At 62.5% G+C, this 16,250-nt stretch carries 15 protein-coding genes; 5 read left to right on the top strand and 10 right to left on the bottom strand.

All coding sequences use genetic code 11. The annotated features are described in order from the left end of the window. Window positions 1-346 precede the first annotated feature (346 nt). Window positions 347-784 (bottom strand): Lrp/AsnC family transcriptional regulator, encoded by a 438-nt coding sequence (locus tag FQ664_RS20075; protein WP_085625480.1) that lies wholly within the window; start codon window positions 782-784, stop codon window positions 347-349. Window positions 785-917: 133 nt separating this feature from the next. Here FQ664_RS20075 and FQ664_RS20070 point away from each other — a divergent pair, with 133 nt between their 5' ends. Both FQ664_RS20070 and FQ664_RS20065 read left to right on the top strand, forming a co-directional pair. Then, the gene (locus tag FQ664_RS20070) at window positions 918-1,817 is read left to right on the top strand and encodes a DMT family transporter (RefSeq protein WP_144174374.1); all 900 of its coding nucleotides are present in this window, start codon (window positions 918-920) and stop codon (window positions 1,815-1,817) included. Between the two features lie 155 nt (window positions 1,818-1,972). Continuing rightward, entirely contained in the window at window positions 1,973-2,899 is a 927-nt protein-coding gene (locus FQ664_RS20065; protein ID WP_144174511.1) for a class I SAM-dependent methyltransferase, read from the top strand. A 124-nt stretch (window positions 2,900-3,023) separates the two neighbouring features. On the opposite strand, the gene FQ664_RS20060 is transcribed toward FQ664_RS20065, so the two are convergent. After that, a complete protein-coding gene (locus tag FQ664_RS20060; protein ID WP_144174373.1) occupies window positions 3,024-4,028 on the bottom strand; it encodes a sulfate ABC transporter substrate-binding protein in 1,005 nt (334 codons plus the stop codon). Window positions 4,029-4,241: 213 nt separating this feature from the next. Further along, on the bottom strand, window positions 4,242-5,063 hold the full coding sequence (locus tag FQ664_RS20055) for an ion transporter (protein ID WP_144174372.1): 822 nt from the start codon (window positions 5,061-5,063) through the stop codon (window positions 4,242-4,244). A 150-nt stretch (window positions 5,064-5,213) separates the two neighbouring features. On the opposite strand from FQ664_RS20055, the gene FQ664_RS28325 reads away from it, so the two are divergent. Beyond that, the gene (locus FQ664_RS28325; RefSeq protein ID WP_144174371.1) at window positions 5,214-5,957 is read left to right on the top strand and encodes an RHS repeat-associated core domain-containing protein; all 744 of its coding nucleotides are present in this window, start codon (window positions 5,214-5,216) and stop codon (window positions 5,955-5,957) included. Here FQ664_RS28325 and FQ664_RS20045 read toward each other — a convergent pair. The 6 genes from FQ664_RS20045 to gcl all read right to left on the bottom strand — a co-directional run bounded on the left by FQ664_RS20045 (window position 5,869) and on the right by gcl (window position 13,578). Then, on the bottom strand, window positions 5,869-6,750 hold the full coding sequence (locus tag FQ664_RS20045; protein ID WP_144174370.1) for an urea transporter: 882 nt from the start codon (window positions 6,748-6,750) through the stop codon (window positions 5,869-5,871). The genes FQ664_RS28325 and FQ664_RS20045 overlap by 89 nt on opposite strands. 209 nt (window positions 6,751-6,959) lie before the next feature. Beyond that, on the bottom strand, window positions 6,960-8,375 hold the full coding sequence (pyk, locus tag FQ664_RS20040) for a pyruvate kinase (protein WP_144174369.1): 1,416 nt from the start codon (window positions 8,373-8,375) through the stop codon (window positions 6,960-6,962). Beyond that, window positions 8,372-9,646, bottom strand: a complete 1,275-nt coding sequence (locus tag FQ664_RS20035; RefSeq protein ID WP_144174368.1) for a glycerate kinase type-2 family protein — start codon at window positions 9,644-9,646, stop codon at window positions 8,372-8,374. Before FQ664_RS20035 ends, pyk begins: the two co-directional genes overlap by 4 nt. A 248-nt stretch (window positions 9,647-9,894) precedes the next feature. After that, window positions 9,895-10,788, bottom strand: coding sequence for a 2-hydroxy-3-oxopropionate reductase (locus FQ664_RS20025; RefSeq protein ID WP_025340037.1), 894 nt, complete (start codon window positions 10,786-10,788; stop codon window positions 9,895-9,897). A 177-nt stretch (window positions 10,789-10,965) separates the two neighbouring features. Then, complete coding sequence (gene hyi / locus FQ664_RS20020; protein ID WP_144174364.1) at window positions 10,966-11,748, bottom strand: hydroxypyruvate isomerase; 783 nt, start codon at window positions 11,746-11,748, stop codon at window positions 10,966-10,968. A 54-nt stretch (window positions 11,749-11,802) separates the two neighbouring features. After that, window positions 11,803-13,578, bottom strand: coding sequence for a glyoxylate carboligase (gene gcl, locus FQ664_RS20015; protein ID WP_114168802.1), 1,776 nt, complete (start codon window positions 13,576-13,578; stop codon window positions 11,803-11,805). A gap of 257 nt (window positions 13,579-13,835) precedes the next feature. Here gcl and FQ664_RS20010 point away from each other — a divergent pair, with 257 nt between their 5' ends. Then, window positions 13,836-14,276 carry a GlcG/HbpS family heme-binding protein gene (locus tag FQ664_RS20010; protein WP_013973539.1) on the top strand — a complete coding sequence of 147 codons (441 nt, stop codon included), beginning with the start codon at window positions 13,836-13,838 and terminating at the stop codon, window positions 14,274-14,276. A 122-nt stretch (window positions 14,277-14,398) separates the two neighbouring features. On the opposite strand, the gene FQ664_RS20005 is transcribed toward FQ664_RS20010, so the two are convergent. Next, a complete protein-coding gene (locus FQ664_RS20005; protein ID WP_144174362.1) occupies window positions 14,399-15,010 on the bottom strand; it encodes a TetR/AcrR family transcriptional regulator in 612 nt (203 codons plus the stop codon). A gap of 132 nt (window positions 15,011-15,142) precedes the next feature. Between FQ664_RS20005 and FQ664_RS20000 the strand changes: the two genes are divergently transcribed. Further along, window positions 15,143-16,057: a DUF808 domain-containing protein gene (locus FQ664_RS20000; RefSeq protein WP_144174360.1), complete on the top strand. Its 915-nt coding sequence runs from the start codon at window positions 15,143-15,145 to the stop codon at window positions 16,055-16,057. Window positions 16,058-16,250 lie beyond the last annotated feature (193 nt).

Below are 16,250 nucleotides of genomic sequence, written 5' to 3'. Positions count from 1 at the left end.
TTCAGCTGGCCATCATTTCGAATCTATCTTGTTGAAATATAAGTTGATGAAATGAAGAGGGTATAAGTTGACCAGATGAACAGGTTTAATTTTTGGCGGGCTACTTAGTTGATCAACTGGTCAGAATTAGTTGTGGGAAGTGTGTAACGTATTGGGGCGTTAATTTAGAAAGTGCACACAATAATGGCACTTATGGTGACATTCTTGTGTACAAAAATTAGTCAGCTTTTTCCTGTGCCGGCCTCTTCGCGGGTGAACCCGCTCCCACAAGTACCCCACAGCATTCAGGTCGGTCGAGATCCTGTGGGAGCGGGTTTACCCGCGAAGAGGCCCGTACAGGCGAAACTCAGTCCATCGGCGGCAACCGCCGTTTCACCGGGGTTTTCTTGATGATTGCGGTATTGGTCTCGGCCACCGTATAGAGACGGTCGAGCAGGGTGTCCAGCTGCTCCATCGAACGGACATGCAGCCGGGCAATGAAGCAGTCCTCGCCGATGACCTTGTCGCATTCGGTGAACTCGGGAATGGCGATGATTTGCCGTTCGACCTCCTGCAACTGCCCGGGCAGCGGGCGGATGCGCACGATCGCCTGCAGCTGGTAGCCAAAGGCGCGCGGGTCGACCTCCACGGTGTAACCGCGCAACACACCGCGCTCCTCCAGGCGGCGCAGGCGTTCACTGACGCTGGGCGCTGACAGCCCGCTGATCTGCGCCAGGGCCTTGAGCGAGCGGCGCGAGTCCTCCATCAGTGCGTTGATCAGCAATTGGTCGATGGCATCGGTCATGGTCACCTCATCAGGCCATTCAGGTAATTTGCCTTGATAGTAAAGGCAAACATGCAAGTCTGCCTTCGTTATCCGCTGGAAGGGCTGTCGGTATCCTTTGCATACTGTGGCCATCGTCAACAGGAGGTGTGAGATGGACAATTCATTGCGTCGTGGCTCGCTGGAAATGGTTGCCGCCATGCTGATTTCCGGGACCATCGGCTGGTTCGTGCTGGTGTCCGGCCAGCCGGTGCTCGAGGTGGTGTTCTGGCGCTGCGTATTCGGTGTCGTGACCTTGCTGGCGATTTGCGCGGGGTTCGGTTTCCTGCGGCCGGGCGTGATCAGCCGCACGGCGTTGCTGCTGGCGATCGCCAGCGGTGTGGCCATCGTCGGCAACTGGGTGCTGCTGTTCGCTTCCTACTCGCGGGCGTCGATTGCCATCGGCACGGCGGTGTACAACGTGCAGCCGTTCGTGCTGGTGGGGCTGGCGGCAGTGTTCCTGGGCGAGAAAATCACCCTGGCCAAGGTTACCTGGCTGAGTGTGGCGTTCCTCGGCATGCTGGCCATCGTCAGTGCCCATGGCGCGGGGCAGGGTGGCGGTGAGGACTATTTGCTGGGTATTGCGCTGGCGCTGGGGGCGGCGTTCCTTTATGCCATTGCGGCGTTGATCATCAAACGCCTGAGCGGCACGCCACCGCACCTGATCGCACTTATCCAGGTGGCCACGGGTGCGCTGTTGCTGGCGCCGTGGGTCAAGCTTGGCGGGTTGCCGGGTGAAGTGCCAGCGCTGGCCAGCCTGGTCACCTTGGGCATGGTGCACACCGGCTTGATGTATGTGCTGCTGTACAGCGCCATCCAGCGCTTGCCCACGGCGTTGACCGGGGCGCTGTCGTTCATTTACCCGATTGCGGCGATTCTGGTGGACTGGGTGGCGTTCGGGCACCGGTTGGCGCCGCTGCAGTGGCTGGGGGTGGCGTTGATCCTGTTGGCGGCGGCGGGGATGCAGCAGGGGTGGTGGTTCCGGCCCAGGACCCTGGCGGTCAACGGCCATTGAGGCTGCTTTGCGGCCTATCGCCGGCAAGCCAGCTCCCACAGGTACTGCACAGGTCTCGAAGCTTGCGCAGGACCTGTGGGAGCTGGCTTGCCGGCGATAGGGCGCGAAGCGCCCTCAGGGGGTAGAATGCCGCTTTTACCAGCTTGCGACCCATGATGACTTCGCCGATCCAGACCCTGGAGCAACACCTGCTCGCCGCTCTTGACCCTGCCCCGCAGGAAACCCGCCGCCTGTTCCACGGTCGTGGCCGCTGCTGGGCGGGCCTGGAGCAGGTCACCGTCGACTGGCTGCAAGGCATACTGTCGGTCGCCCTGTTCCGCGAGCCGGCTGAAGGCCAGCTGGCCGAACTGGAGGCCATGCTGCGCACTCTTGCCGAGCGCCCGCAGTGGGCAGGTCAGGCCATCCTGATCCAGCATCGCTACCTGCCCGACAGCCCGGGCCAGTGGCTGCTGGGTGAGCCGTGCCAGCAGCGCGAGGTGGTCGAGGACGGCCTGACCTACCTGCTGGACCTGGGCGTGCGGCAGAACAATGGCCTGTTCCTCGACATGCGCTACGGCCGGCGCTGGGTGCGCGAGCAGGCGGCGGGCAAGCGCGTGCTGAACCTGTTCGCCTACACCTGCGGTTTCTCGGTGGCGGCAATTGCCGGTGGCGCCGAGCAGGTGGTGAACCTGGACATGGCCAAGTCGGCGTTGTCCCGGGGCCGCGACAACCACCGGCTGAACGGCCACGATGCGTCGCGGGTGGCGTACCTGGGGCACGAGCTGTTCAAGTCGTGGGGCAAGGTGCGCAAGTACGGGCCTTACGACCTGATCATCATCGACCCGCCGACCTTCCAGCGCGGCAGTTTTGTGCTGACCCAGGATTACGCGAAGATCCTGCGGCGTCTGCCGGAGTTGTTGAGCGAGGGCGGGACGGTGCTGGCGTGCGTGAACGACCCGGGGATCGGGCCGGAGTTCCTGATCGAGGGAATGGCGGAGCAGGCGCCGGCGTTGGCATTTGTCGAGCGTCTGGAGAACCCGCCGGAGTTTCCTGACGTGGACCCGGCGGGGGGCTTGAAGGCCCTGGTATTCCGCCAGGTCTGATGTTGCCCTTGCTGGCTTCTTCGCGAGTAAACCCGTACCCACAGGTACTGCGCAAAACCTGAGGGCTGTGGGGGCCCTGTGGGAGCGGCTTTAGCCGCGAAGAGGCCGGCCCTGCCTACATCAATTACTGATTGTTGCTGTAGATCTGGTCAAACACCCCACCATCATTGAAGTGGGTCTTCTGCACGGTGCGCCAGTCACCAAAGGTCTTCTCCACCGACAGGAAGTCCACTTTCGGGAAGCGGTCGGTGTACTTGGCCAGTACTGTTGCATCACGCGGGCGCAGGTAGTTCTGCGCGGCAATTTCCTGGGCGGCTGGCGACCACAGGTACTTCAGGTATTCCTCGGCCGCGGCCTGGGTGCCTTTCTTCGCCACCACCTTGTCGACCACGCTAACCGGCGGCTCGGCTTCGGCCGACACGCTCGGGTAGACCACTTCGAACTGGTCGCGGCCGAACTCGCGGGCGATCATCTCGGCCTCGTTCTCGAAGGTTACCAGCACGTCGCCGATCTGGTTGGTCATGAAAGTAGTGGTGGCGGCACGGCCACCGGTGTCCAGCACCGGCGCCTGCCTGAACAGCTTGCCGACGAACTCCTTGGCCTTGTTTTCATCACCGCCTTGCTTGAGCACATAGCCCCAGGCCGACAGGTAGGTGTAGCGGCCGTTACCCGAAGTCTTGGGGTTGGGCACGATTACCTGTACGCCGTCCTTGAGCAGGTCGGGCCAGTCTTTCAGCGCCTTGGGGTTACCCTTGCGCACGATGAACACAGTGGCCGAGGTGAACGGCGCGCTGTTGTTCGGCAGGCGGCTCACCCAGTTGTCCGGCAGCAGCTTGCCGTTGTCGGCCAAGGCGTTGATGTCGGTGGCCATGTTCATGGTGATGACATCGGCCGGCAGGCCATCGATCACCGCTCGCGCCTGCTTGCTTGAGCCGCCGAAGGACATCTGCACGTTGACCTTCTCGTTGTGCTCGGCTTCCCAGTGCTTCTGGAAGGCCGGGTTGTAGTCCTTGTAGAAGTCGCGCATCACGTCGTAGGAAACGTTGAGCAGGGTTGTTGGGGCGGCCTGGACGAAATTGCCCAAGGCAAGGCCTGCGGCGAGCAGCGAGGCGGTGAAGAGCTTTTTCACGTTGCTTCCTTGTTATCGAGAAGGTGTTGGCAGTTTGCCTGCGACTATAGCGGGTGGGTTTGTGGCGGTTAAAGAACAAAAAACACTTTGGTTATGCCGCCTGTGCCGGCCCCTTCGCGGGTGAACCCGCTCCCACAGGACCACCACAGGCCAGAGCTGTGTGCAGTCCCTGTGGGAGCGGGTTCACCCGCGAAGGGGCCGGAGCAGACGACATCATTGCTTGGGAAACAGCACATTCCCACAGCGGGAGCAGAACGCCGCCCCATGCTCATGGCTCTTCTTGCTGCAGGTCGGGCAATCATGCTGCAGTTGCTCCCCGCGCATGGCATTGGCCAGTTCGGCGGTGAAGATCCCGGTCGGTACGGCGATGATCGAATAACCGGTAATCATCACCAGCGATGACAGCACCTGCCCCAGCGGGGTCTGCGGCACGATGTCGCCAAAGCCCACCGTGGTCAGGGTAACGATGGCCCAGTAGATGCCCTTGGGGATGCTGCTGAAGCCATGCTCAGGCCCTTCGATCACATACATAAGCGTGCCGAACACCGTTACCAGGGTCGATACCGTCACCAGGAACACGATGATCTTCTGCTTGCTGCCGCGCAGCGCCTCCATCAGGTAATTGGCCTGCTTGAGGTACGGGCTGAGTTTGAGCACACGGAAAATCCGCAGCATCCGTATCACGCGGATGATCAGCAGGTACTGGGCGTCGCTGTAGTACAGGGCGATGATCCCCGGCACGATCGCCAGCAGATCGACCAGGCCATAGAAGCTGAAGGCGTAGCGCAAGGGTTTGGGCGAGCAGTACAGCCGGGTGAGGTACTCGGCCAGGAAGATCGCGGTAAAGCCCCACTCGATGCCGGCCAGCAGGCCGGCGTAGCCCTGGTGTACCTCGTCGATGCTGTCGAGGATCACCGTGACCAGGCTGGCCAGGATGATCAGCAGGAGGATCTTGTCGAAGCGGCGACCGGCTACGGTATCGGTCTGGAAGACCATGATGTAGAGGCGTTCGCGCAAGGTTTGTAAATCGGACATGGAGTTGATGGTCAAGAATGCGGTGGCAGTAAGACTAGAGGGCGCGCCATGGCCGTACAAGTGAGAGCAGTCGAGAGCACCTGACAGAATTGCCAGTACTGTGGGGCCAAAAACTCTCCGACAATTGGCCATTCGCACAAAGGAGGCTTTATGAGCGCGCGCGTTCGAGTTGAGGTGGTTGTGTATGGTCCTTACGGGTATGAGCGATCAGGTGGCTCCAGCCGTCTGCTCGGGTTCTGCGGATATTGGCGCGATATCTGCGAACACAATTATCCATTGGGCAATGGCTATCGCCAGCTAAATACGCGGTTGATGCGTTTCAATAGCCCTGATGAGCTGAGCCCGTTCGCGGAGGGTGGAATCAATGCGTATATGTATTGTAATGGCGATCCGGTGAACAAGGTGGACTCAAGCGGCAGGGCGGGCACCGGATTAACGGCACTGCTTAAGCAGCACAGGCTTCCAAAGAAGCCTCTCAAACCGTTTTTCAAGATGCTCGATGAGAGGCCACTAAATCTCATTCGCGTCGAAGGAGCAAGTGCGACTACCTTCAAGTTTGCGAGGACGGCTGTCGGATTTTCTGTAGATGTCTCTCCAATTGGGGCTTCACGTGAGCATTTGGTACCCGGTGAATACTTGACCAGAAATGACCTGTATATCCCTTGGAGGGAGGGGGCGAGGAGCTCAGCGATAACGTTAACGACGGGTTTCGAAAAGCGCACAATACGCCCCGAGCTTCCTGTTGTGACCTTGGAGGGGCAACGACGGACTCTTGCCCAGGACAACACATACACAGAGCTTCCACTCAGTACCGTTGTTGAGCGCGTGCGCGTAGGCGACCGAGGTGCTGGTTTTTCAGATGTATCCCAAGGTGCATCAGCCAGCAGGCGATAACAAAGGGAGCTGTCAAGCCGGAGACCGGCAGCAAGTTCAGTGTCGGCTGCAAAGTCAGCGCAATAATGATTGCCAGCAGTGTCACCCAAGGCTTTTCGCCTTGCCTGCTGAAGGCCAGTGCCGCCAGTGCAGCGTTGAAGCCATACAGGCCCAGCCAGGCAGCTTGAGCCTGGTCGGCAATCAGCGCCACACCGCCACCGATGGCCGAACCGATCAGCGCCCACATCGTCGCATAGGGGTTGGCGATGAACATGCCGACGGTGATCAGCAAACCGGCCAGTGGCTGGTCGAGCAGGAAGATCTGGCCCAAGCCGCGGGCCAGGGCATACAGCGGGTCGGCTTCGACGAAGCCGCTGGGCGTGGGGCTGGCGATCAGCAGTGTGGCCCAGCCCAGCAGCACGAAGGGTGCGGTGTAGGCGATCAGCAGCTTGCCGCCGCGCTTGCGCCACTGGTGGGTGATGATGCTGGACAGGCCGCCGGCGGCAATGATCAGTGGCGGCAGGATCGCCGACCAGGGCAGCACGGCGCTGATCAGGATGCCGATCAGCACGCCGTTGTAGCAGTACAGCCCGGCCTGGCGGTCGGCGCGATCGTAGCCGCGTGCCTGGGCGGTGAGCAGGCCGGCGAGGGCGCCGAGCAGGGCGCCGCCGACCAGGTCGGGCGCGGTCAGCAGGATGGCCAGCAGGCAGCACAGGCCGCACAGAGGGTTGCGCAGCAGCAGCACCTGGCTGAAGCCGTGGAGTAACGCCGTGGCCCAGTCGGGGCACGGGTTGACGAAATTTTTGGTGTACATCGGGGCAGTCAGTGAGGTTGATGGGGCGCGGTGGGCCTCTTTGGGCCTCGGGTTTTCCGCTGTTCTGGTGTATTGGTGTTCGGGGAGGGCTGCGCCCTCCAATCGCGACGCAAGGCCGCTCCCACAGGGATCGCATTTCCTTGCGCCAGCGCAGGCCCTGTGGGAGCGGCCTTGTGTCGCGAAAGGGGCGCGGAGCGCCCCCGGCAATCTCAGATCAAGGTCTCGATCCGCAGCGTGTTGGTCGAGCCTGGCTTGCCGAAAGGCACACCGGCAGTGATCAGCAGTGTGTCGCCACGGCTGGCCATGCCTTGCGCCTGGGCAATCTCCAGCGCAGTGGAAACAACCTCATCGACCTGACGCAGGCGGTCGTTGACCACCGAGTGCACGCCCCACGCTACGCTCAGGCGGCGCGCGGTGGTCAGGTTCGGCGTCAGGTTGAGGATCGGTGCCCGTGGCCGCTCGCGCGCTGCACGCAGGGTCGAGGCGCCCGACTCACTGTAGTTGACCAGCACCGCTACCGGCAGGATGCCGCTGATCCGGCGGATCGCGCAGCTGATGGCGTCCGATACGGTAGCCTCGGCTTTTGGCCTGCCCACGTCGAGCTGGGCCTGGTAGTCCGGGCCGTTTTCCACCTGGCGGATGATCTTGCTCATCATCTGCACGGCTTCCAGCGGGTAGTCACCCGAGGCGGTCTCGGCCGACAGCATCACCGCATCGGCACCTTCGGCTACGGCGTTGGCCACGTCGGTCACTTCGGCACGGGTCGGCGCCGGCGAGAAACGCATGGATTCGAGCATCTGCGTGGCCACCACCACCGGTTTGCCCAGTTGGCGGCAGGTACCGATGATGCGTTTCTGGATCTGCGGCACGCTTTCGGCCGGCACTTCCACGCCCAGGTCGCCGCGGGCCACCATAATCGCGTCTGCCAGCTCAGCGATAGCTTGCAGCTGTTCCACCGCCGAAGGTTTTTCGATCTTGGCCATCAGGTAGGCGCGGTCGCCAATCAGCTGGCGTGCTTCAACGATGTCCTCAGGCCGCTGCACGAACGACAGGGCCACCCAGTCCACGCCCAGCTCCAGGCCGAAGGCCAGGTCGCGGCGGTCTTTGTCGGTGAGCGGGGAGAGGTCGAGCACCGCTTGCGGCACGTTGACGCCTTTGCGGTCGGACAGCTCACCACCGTTGAGCACTTCGGTGTCGATCGCGTCGCTGTGCTTGGCAGTCACGCGCAGGCGCAGCTTGCCGTCGTCCAGCAGCAGGTCCATGCCCGGCTCAAGGGCGGTGATGATTTCCGGGTGCGGCAGGTTGACCCGGCGGCTGTCGCCCGGGGTCTTGTCCAGGTCCAGGCGCAGGGCCTGGCCGCGTTGCAGCTGCACCTTGCCGTCGGCAAAGCGGCCGACACGCAGCTTCGGCCCCTGCAGGTCCATGAGGATGCCCAGCGGGTAGTTCAGTTGCTGCTCGACTTCGCGGATCCACTGGTAGCGCAGGGCATGGTCGGCGTGCTCGCCGTGGCTGAAGTTGAGGCGGAAGATGTTCACCCCGGCTTCGACCAGCTGGCGGATGTCGTCGATGCCTTTGATCGCAGGACCAAGGGTGGCAAGGATTTTGACTTTTTTATCAGGCGTCATGATTGGGCAGTCTCGAGGATCAGGATGGCGCGGAAGTCGTTGACGTTGGTGCGGGTCGGTTCGGTGACGATCAGCGCATCCAGCGCGGCGAAGTAGCCGTAGCCGTTGTTGTTGTCCAGCTCGTCGCTGGCCGACAGGCCCAGGGCTTCGGCGCGGTCGTAGCTGGCCGGGGTCATGAAGGCGCCGGCGTTTTCTTCCGAGCCATCGATCCCGTCGGTGTCACCGGCCAGGGCGTATACGCCCGGCAGGCCCTTGAGGCTTTCGGTGAGGCTGAGCAGGAACTCGGCGTTGCGCCCACCACGGCCGTTGCCACGCACGGTCACGGTGGTTTCGCCGCCGGACAGGATCACGCAGGGTGCTTTCAGCGGCTGGCCGTGCTGAACGATTTGCCGGGCGATACCGGCGTGCACCTTGGCCACTTCGCGCGATTCGCCTTCCAGGTCGCCGAGGATCAGTGGGCTGAAGCCGGCCTGGCGGGCTTTGACCGCAGCGGCTTCGAGCGACTGCTGGGGCTTGGCGATCAGCTGGAAGTGGCTGCGGGCCAGGGCCGGGTCATCGGCTTTGACAGTTTCCGAGGCTGGGTTGTTGAGCCAGTCGATAACCGCCTGGGGTGCTTCGATGTTGTAGCGTTTGAGGATCGCCAGGGCATCGGCCGAGGTGCTCGGGTCGGCCACGGTAGGGCCGGAGGCGATCACCGTGGCGAGGTCGCCCGGTACATCGGAAATGGCATAGGTGTACACCGTGGCCGGCCAGCAGGCCTTGGCCAGGCGGCCGCCCTTGATCGCCGAGAGGTGCTTGCGCACGCAGTTCATCTCGCCGATGGTGGCGCCGGATTTCAGCAGCGCCTTGTTGATCTGCTGCTTGTCGGCCAAGGTCAGGCCTTCGGCAGGCAGGGCCAGCAGCGCTGAACCACCGCCGGACAGCAGGAAGATGACGCGGTCGTCTTCATCGAGGTTGCTGACCAGTTCCAGCACGCGCTTGGCCACGGCCAGGCCGGCGGCGTCGGGGACCGGGTGGGCCGCTTCGACCACCTCGATCTTCTGGCAGTTGGCGCCATGGCCGTAACGGGTTACGACCAGGCCGGAGACTTCGCCCTGCCAGCTTTTCTCGACCACTTCGGCCATGGCGGCTGCGGCCTTGCCGGCGCCGATGACGATGACCCGGCCGCTGCGGTCGGCGGGCAGGTAGGGTTCGAGGACTTGACGGGGGTGGGCGGCGGCGATGGCTGTGTCGAACAGCTCGCGGAGAAGTTTTTGCGGATCGACCGACATGGCAGGCTCCCAGATTATTGTTGTTCTGCACAATCAAGAACGCCCCTGGAACTGCCTCCGTGCAGGCCGAACCAGGGGCGGGTGTTGCTCGGTGCCACCTTTGAACCTGTGGTCGCAGGTTCAAAGGTGTGGAATTCATCGCCGGCAAGCCAGCTCCCACAGGTATTGCACAGGATTCAGGGATTGTGCGATCCCTGTGGGGGCCGGCTTGCCGGCGATTGGGCTGCAAGGCAGCCCCCGGATTCACATCATTTGTCGTCGCGGATCGAGAAGTTGGCCATGTGCTCCAGGCCTTTGATCAGCGCCGAGTGGTCCCAGTTGCCGCCGCCCAGGGCCTGGCAGGTGTTGAACACTTGCTGGGCATTGGAGGTGTTGGGCAGGTTGATGCCCAGTTCCTTGGCACCCTGCAGGGCCAGGTTCAGGTCCTTCTGGTGCAGGTTGATGCGGAAGCCTGGGTCGAAGGTGCCCTTGATCATGCGCTCGGCGTGCACTTCGAGAATTTTCGATGAGGCGAAGCCGCCCATCAGTGCTTCACGTACCTTGGCCGGGTCGGCGCCATTCTTGGCGGCGAACAGCAGGGCTTCGGCAACGGCCTGGATGTTCAGGGCAACGATGATCTGGTTGGCCACCTTGGCGGTCTGGCCGTCGCCATTGCCACCGACGCGGGTGATGTTCTTGCCCATGGCTTCGAACAGCGGCAGGGTGCGCTCGAAGGCTTTCGGGCAGCCGCCGACCATGATGCTCAGGGTCGCAGCCTTGGCACCGACTTCGCCGCCGGACACCGGGGCGTCCAGGTAGGCAGCGCCGGTAGCCTTGATTTTCTCGGCGAAGGCTTTGGTAGCGGTAGGGGAGATCGAGCTCATGTCGATCACGACTTTGTTTGGGCCCACGCCTTCGGCCACACCGTTGTCACCGAACAGGACGCTCTCGACCTGCGGGGTGTCGGGGACCATGACGATGATGAACTCGGCTTCCTGGGCAACCTCTTTCGGGTTGGCCAGGGCCACGGCGCCGGCGGCGATCAGGTCGGCCGGTGCAGCGTCGTGGTGAGTGGAAACGAAGATGCTGTGGCCTGCTTTCTGCAGGTTCTGAGCCATGGGCTTGCCCATGATGCCGGTGCCGATGAAACCGATTTTAGCCATGAGAGATTACCTCGTTGTATTTGTTGAATCTCGATGGGGCAGGCTGCACGGGCCCCCTGTGGGAGCGGGTTCGCCCGCGAAGCAGACACCGCGGTGGATGGCACCGGCTTCGCCGGTGTTCGCGGGTGAACCCGCTTCCACAGTGTCCTGCGTCCCGCAGAAGGCTGTGCTGAGTCTTTAGATTGCGTTATGGGTTTTCAGCCAGCCCAGGCCCGCTTCGGTGGTGGTCAGCGGCTTGTATTCCGCGCCCACCCAGCCTTGGTAGCCGATGCGGTCCAGGTGCTCGAACAGGAAGCGGTAGTTGATCTCGCCGGTGCCTGGCTCGTTGCGGCCGGGGTTGTCGGCCAGCTGGATGTGGTTGATCAGTTTCAGGTTGGCTTCCAGGGTACGAGCCAGGTCACCTTCCATGATCTGCATGTGGTAGATGTCGTACTGCAGGAACAGGTTGTCGCTGCCCACTTCGGCCTGGATTTCCAGGGCCTGTTTTGTGGTGTTCAGGTAGAAGCCGGGGATGTCGCGGGTGTTGATCATTTCCATGACCAGACGGATCCCGGCGGCTTTCAGCTTGTCGGCGGCGTAGCGCAGGTTCTCCACGAAGGTCTTGCGCACGGTGGCGCAGTCCGGGCCTTGTGGGCGAATGCCGGCCAGCGCGTTGACCTGGGTGTTGCCCAGCACCTTGGCGTATGCGATGGCCTTGTCGACCCCGGCGCGGAATTCCTCGACGCGGTCAGGGTGGCAGGTGATACCGCGCTCACCCTTCGACCAGTCACCCGCCGGCAGGTTGAACAGCACCTGGGTCAGGCCGTTGGCGTCCAGCTGCTGCTTGATTTCGGCAGCGCTGAAATCGTACGGGAAGAGGTATTCGACACCGCTGAAACCAGCATCGGCGGCAGCCTTGAAGCGGGCCAGGAAGTCCTGTTCGGTGAACAGCATGGACAGGTTGGCAGCGAAGCGAGGCATGAGTTGTCTCCTTGCGATGAAGGCCCCCAGGGCGTGCCTGGGGGCGTCAGGCGATCAGTCCAGCAGCGAGATGGCGGTTGGCGCGTCGTTGCCGACCAGGGCCAGGTCTTCGAACTCGTTGACCGCGTTGATCTCGGTGCCCATGGAAATGTTGGTCACACGTTCGAGAATCACTTCGACCACCACCGGCACGCGGAACTCTTCGGCCATCTTCTGGGCCTTGAGCAGGGCAGGGGCGATCTCCGCCGGCTCGAACACGCGGATGGCTTTGCAGCCCAGGCCTTCGACCACGGCGACGTGGTCGACACCGTAGGTGGCGGCGTCGGTCGAGTTGATGTTCTCGAACGCCAGTTGTACACAGTAATCCATGTCGAAGCCACGTTGCGCCTGGCGGATCAGGCCCAGGTAGGCGTTGTTTACCAGTACGTGCACGTAGGGCAGGTTGAACTGCGCGCCCACCGCCAGTTCTTCGATCATGAACTGGAAGTCGTAGTCACCCGACAGCGCGACCACCTTGCGCTTCGGATCGGCCTTGACCACGCCGAGGGCGGCGGGGATGGTCCAGCCCAGCGGACCGGCCTGGCCGCAGTTGATCCAGTGGCGTGGCTTGTACACGTGCAGGAACTGCGCACCGGCGATCTGCGACAGGCCGATGGTGCTGACGTAGCAGGTGTCCTTGCCGAATACCTGGTTCATTTCCTCGTAAACGCGCTGCGGCTTGACCGGCACGTTGTCGAAGTGGGTCTTGCGCTGCAGGCTGGCCTTGCGCTGCTGGCAGTCTTCCAGCCAGGCCTTGCGGCACTTCAGCTTGCCGGCTGCTTTCCACTCGCGGGCCACTTCAAGGAACACGTCCAGTGCCTTGCCGGCGTCGGAAACGATACCCAGGTCCGGGGTGAACACGCGGCCGATCTGGGTCGGTTCGATGTCCACGTGCACGAACTTGCGGCCTTCGGTGTAGACGTCGACCGAGCCGGTGTGGCGGTTGGCCCAGCGGTTACCGATACCGAACACCAGGTCGGATTTCAGCAGGGTGGCGTTGCCATAGCGGTGCGAAGTCTGCAGGCCGACCATGCCGACCATCTGTGCGTGGTCGTCCGGGATGGTGCCCCAGCCCATCAGGGTCGGGATTACCGGTACGCCGGTCAGTTCGGCGAACTCGACCAGCTTGTCGCTGGCATCGGCGTTGATGATGCCACCACCGGCAACCAGCAGTGGGCGCTCGGCATCATTGAGCAGGGCCAGAGCTTTTTCGGCCTGTACGCGGGTGGCGGACGGCTTGTGCACCGGCAGCGGCTCGTAGGCGTCGATGTCGAATTCGATTTCGGCCATCTGCACGTCGAACGGCAGGTCGATCAGTACCGGGCCTGGGCGGCCGGTGCGCATTTCATAGAAGGCCTTCTGGAAGGCGTAAGGCACTTGGCCCGGTTCCAGAACGGTGGTGGCCCACTTGGTGACCGGCTTGACGATGTTGGTGATGTCGACAGCCTGGAAGTCTTCCTTGTGCAGGCGCGCACGGGGGGCCTGGCCGGTGATGCAGAGGATCGGGATGGAGTCGGCGGAGGCACTGTACAGGCCGGTGACCATGTCGGTGCCGGCTGGGCCGGAGGTGCCGATGCACACACCGATGTTGCCCGGGTTGGCACGGGTGTAACCCTCGGCCATGTGCGAGGCGCCTTCGACGTGACGAGCGAGGACGTGATCGATGCCACCGACTTTCTTCAGGGCCGAGTACAACGGGTTGATGGCAGCCCCCGGGATGCCGAACGCGGTATCTACACCTTCACGGCGCATGACCAGAACGGCTGCATCGATTGCTCTCATTTTGCTCATGGTTTGTGCCTCATCGATTTTGTAATTGTATACAACTTGCTTTGCGCCAGAGTGTATTCACGGCTGGCCGCTCAGGTCAACGGGTTTTCGTCGGCGGATGTCGCTTTCGTTCGAGCGCCCGTGAAAACGGAGGTTTGCGCCATCGCATACGATCGTTTCAAAATATTGTATACAAAAAAATCTTTCGTTGTGTTCTATTTGTTCTATCGGTTTTCAACTGCCCTCCGGGCTTCTCACAACAAGAAGAGGACCTTTCCATGAACGCTTTGAACCTGAAAGTCGCGGTCAGCCTGGTGAATGCCGCGCTGGCGGCGGGCCGCAAGATCAACGCCGCGCCATTGACCGTGGCGGTGCTGGACGCCGGCGGCCACTTGCTGGCGCTGCAACGCGAGGATGGCGCCAGCCTGATCCGGCCCGAGGTGGCCACCGGCAAGGCCTGGGGGGCGATTGCCCTGGGCAAGGGCTCGCGCTTGCTGGCGCTGGATGCGCAGCAGCGGCCGGCTTTTTTTGCCGCGCTGAACGGGTTGGGCGAGCGGCCGGTGGTGCCGGCGCCGGGTGGTGTGCTGGTGCGTGATCAGGACGGCAAGGTGCTGGGTGCGGTAGGGATCAGCGGGGATACGTCGGATATCGACGAGCAGTGCGCGATCAGTGCGATCGAGGAGGTGGGGTTGAAGGCGGATGCCGGAGTAGCTGCCTGAGTCTCTATTGCCTGTTGCGGCCCATTCGCGGGTGAACCCGCTCCCACAGGATCATCACAGGCTTGAAGCTCGTGGTGTCCCTGTGGGAGCGGGTTCACCCGCGAAGAAGCCAGCGCCGGGGGTCAGGCCACCTCTGGCTCACAGCCCTTGAGCACCATGCGGATGATGGTCTCGGCCGCCGCGTCATAATCGCTGTCGGCCAGCTTGGCCTTGCCGGTCACCGCGGAAATCTGCCAGTCGAAATCGGCATAGGTCTGGGTCGCAGCCCAGATGCTGAACATCAGGTGATGCGCGTCCACATGGGCGATCTGCCCACTGTCGATCCAGCGCTGGATGCACTCGATGTTATGCCGCGCCTGCTCGTTCAACTGCGCCACCTGGTTCGGCGACAGGTGCGGGGCACCGTGCATGATCTCGCTGGCGAACACCTTGGACGCATGCGGCAGGTCGCGGGAAATGCGGATCTTCGAGCGAATGTACGCACTCAGCACTTCCTTCGGGTCACCGTCGGCATTGAACGGGGTCGACGCCTGCATGATCGGTGCGATGATACTTTCCAGAACCTCGCGGTAGAGGTTGTCCTTGGATTTGAAGTAGTAATACACGTTCGGCTTGGGCAGGCCGGCCTTGGCCGCGATATCGCTGGTCTTGGTGGCGGCGAAGCCCTTGTCGGCGAATTCCTCGCTGGCCGCGCGCAGGATCAGTTCCTTGTTGCGCTCGCGAATGGTGCTCATGGTCAGGGATCTTCCTCGTGTCTGGCCACCTCTAAGAGGGATCGGGCATGGTAGCACCGGGCTCGACGGGCGCTCAAGGCAGCGCCTTTGGGCTAGAATCCTGGGCACTCACTCTTCTGGATACAGGCAAACATGGCAGGAAGCAGTCTACTGGTATTGATCGACGACATCGCCACGGTGCTCGATGACGTCTCGGTGATGACCAAAGTGGCGGCGAAAAAGACCGCAGGCGTGCTGGGCGACGATCTGGCGCTGAACGCCCAGCAGGTCACCGGGGTGCGTGCCGAGCGTGAGATCCCGGTGGTGTGGGCAGTGGCCAAGGGCTCGCTGGTGAACAAGGCCATCCTGGTGCCGGCGGCGCTGCTGATCAGTGCGTTCATCCCTTGGGCGGTGACGCCGTTATTGATGCTGGGCGGTGCCTACCTGTGCTTCGAAGGCTTCGAGAAGCTGGCACACAAGTTCCTGCACAGCAAGGCCGAGGATGACGCCGAGCATGAAGCGCGCAAGGAGGCGATAGCCGATGCCAATGTCGATCTGGTGGCGTTCGAGAAAACCAAGATCAAGGGCGCGGTGCGTACCGACTTCATCCTGTCGGCGGAAATCATCGCCATTACCCTGGGCATTGTCGCTGACTCGCCGTTGAGCCAGCAGATCATCGTGCTGTCCGGGATCGCCATTGTCATGACCATCGGCGTTTACGGGCTGGTGGGAGGCATCGTCAAACTCGATGACCTGGGGCTGTGGATGACCCGCAAGGCATCGCGCCTGGCCCAGGCGCTCGGTAACGGCATCCTGCGGACCGCGCCGTACATGATGAAGAGCCTGTCGGTGATCGGCACGGCGGCGATGTTTCTGGTCGGTGGCGGGATCCTGGTGCATGGCATCGGGCCGCTGCATCATGCCATCGAGGCGTTCAGCGAAGGGCGTGGCGGGGCGTTGACCGTGGCGCTGCTCAACGGCGGCGTCGGGGTTGTGGCGGGTGCCGTGGTGCTGGCGGTGGTGGGCATTGCGGGGAAATTGTGGCGGGCGGTTCGGCCGGCCAGTTGATGCGGCCTGGCCGGGGCTTCGCCCCGGTTCGCGGGTGAACCCGCTCCCACAGGTATAGCGTCTGCCTTGAACCTGGCGCGGACCCTGTGGGAGATTCTATGGCCGAAGGCAATTTTTCAGTAGAACCGTCTTCGGCCTCTTTCAGCAATCTCCAGGCACAAGTCAGCGCGCCAGAGAAATTCTCTTCAGCGTT

Source organism: Pseudomonas persica (assembly GCF_900291015.1).
GTDB lineage: Bacteria > Pseudomonadota > Gammaproteobacteria > Pseudomonadales > Pseudomonadaceae > Aquipseudomonas.
This window is presented reverse-complemented; position numbering and strand designations above follow the sequence as displayed.

Coding starts and splice junctions, on each gene's coding strand:
- FQ664_RS20075 (WP_085625480.1), bottom strand. CDS start 784: ATGACCGATGCCATCGACCAATTGCTGATCAACGCACTGATGGAGGAC.
- FQ664_RS20070 (WP_144174374.1), top strand. CDS start 918: ATGGACAATTCATTGCGTCGTGGCTCGCTGGAAATGGTTGCCGCCATG.
- FQ664_RS20065 (WP_144174511.1), top strand. CDS start 1,973: ATGACTTCGCCGATCCAGACCCTGGAGCAACACCTGCTCGCCGCTCTT.
- FQ664_RS20055 (WP_144174372.1), bottom strand. CDS start 5,063: ATGTCCGATTTACAAACCTTGCGCGAACGCCTCTACATCATGGTCTTC.
- FQ664_RS28325 (WP_144174371.1), top strand. CDS start 5,214: ATGAGCGCGCGCGTTCGAGTTGAGGTGGTTGTGTATGGTCCTTACGGG.
- FQ664_RS20045 (WP_144174370.1), bottom strand. CDS start 6,750: ATGTACACCAAAAATTTCGTCAACCCGTGCCCCGACTGGGCCACGGCG.
- pyk (WP_144174369.1), bottom strand. CDS start 8,375: ATGACGCCTGATAAAAAAGTCAAAATCCTTGCCACCCTTGGTCCTGCG.
- FQ664_RS20035 (WP_144174368.1), bottom strand. CDS start 9,646: ATGTCGGTCGATCCGCAAAAACTTCTCCGCGAGCTGTTCGACACAGCC.
- FQ664_RS20025 (WP_025340037.1), bottom strand. CDS start 10,788: ATGGCTAAAATCGGTTTCATCGGCACCGGCATCATGGGCAAGCCCATG.
- hyi (WP_144174364.1), bottom strand. CDS start 11,748: ATGCCTCGCTTCGCTGCCAACCTGTCCATGCTGTTCACCGAACAGGAC.
- gcl (WP_114168802.1), bottom strand. CDS start 13,578: ATGAGCAAAATGAGAGCAATCGATGCAGCCGTTCTGGTCATGCGCCGT.
- FQ664_RS20010 (WP_013973539.1), top strand. CDS start 13,836: ATGAACGCTTTGAACCTGAAAGTCGCGGTCAGCCTGGTGAATGCCGCG.
- FQ664_RS20005 (WP_144174362.1), bottom strand. CDS start 15,010: ATGAGCACCATTCGCGAGCGCAACAAGGAACTGATCCTGCGCGCGGCC.
- FQ664_RS20000 (WP_144174360.1), top strand. CDS start 15,143: ATGGCAGGAAGCAGTCTACTGGTATTGATCGACGACATCGCCACGGTG.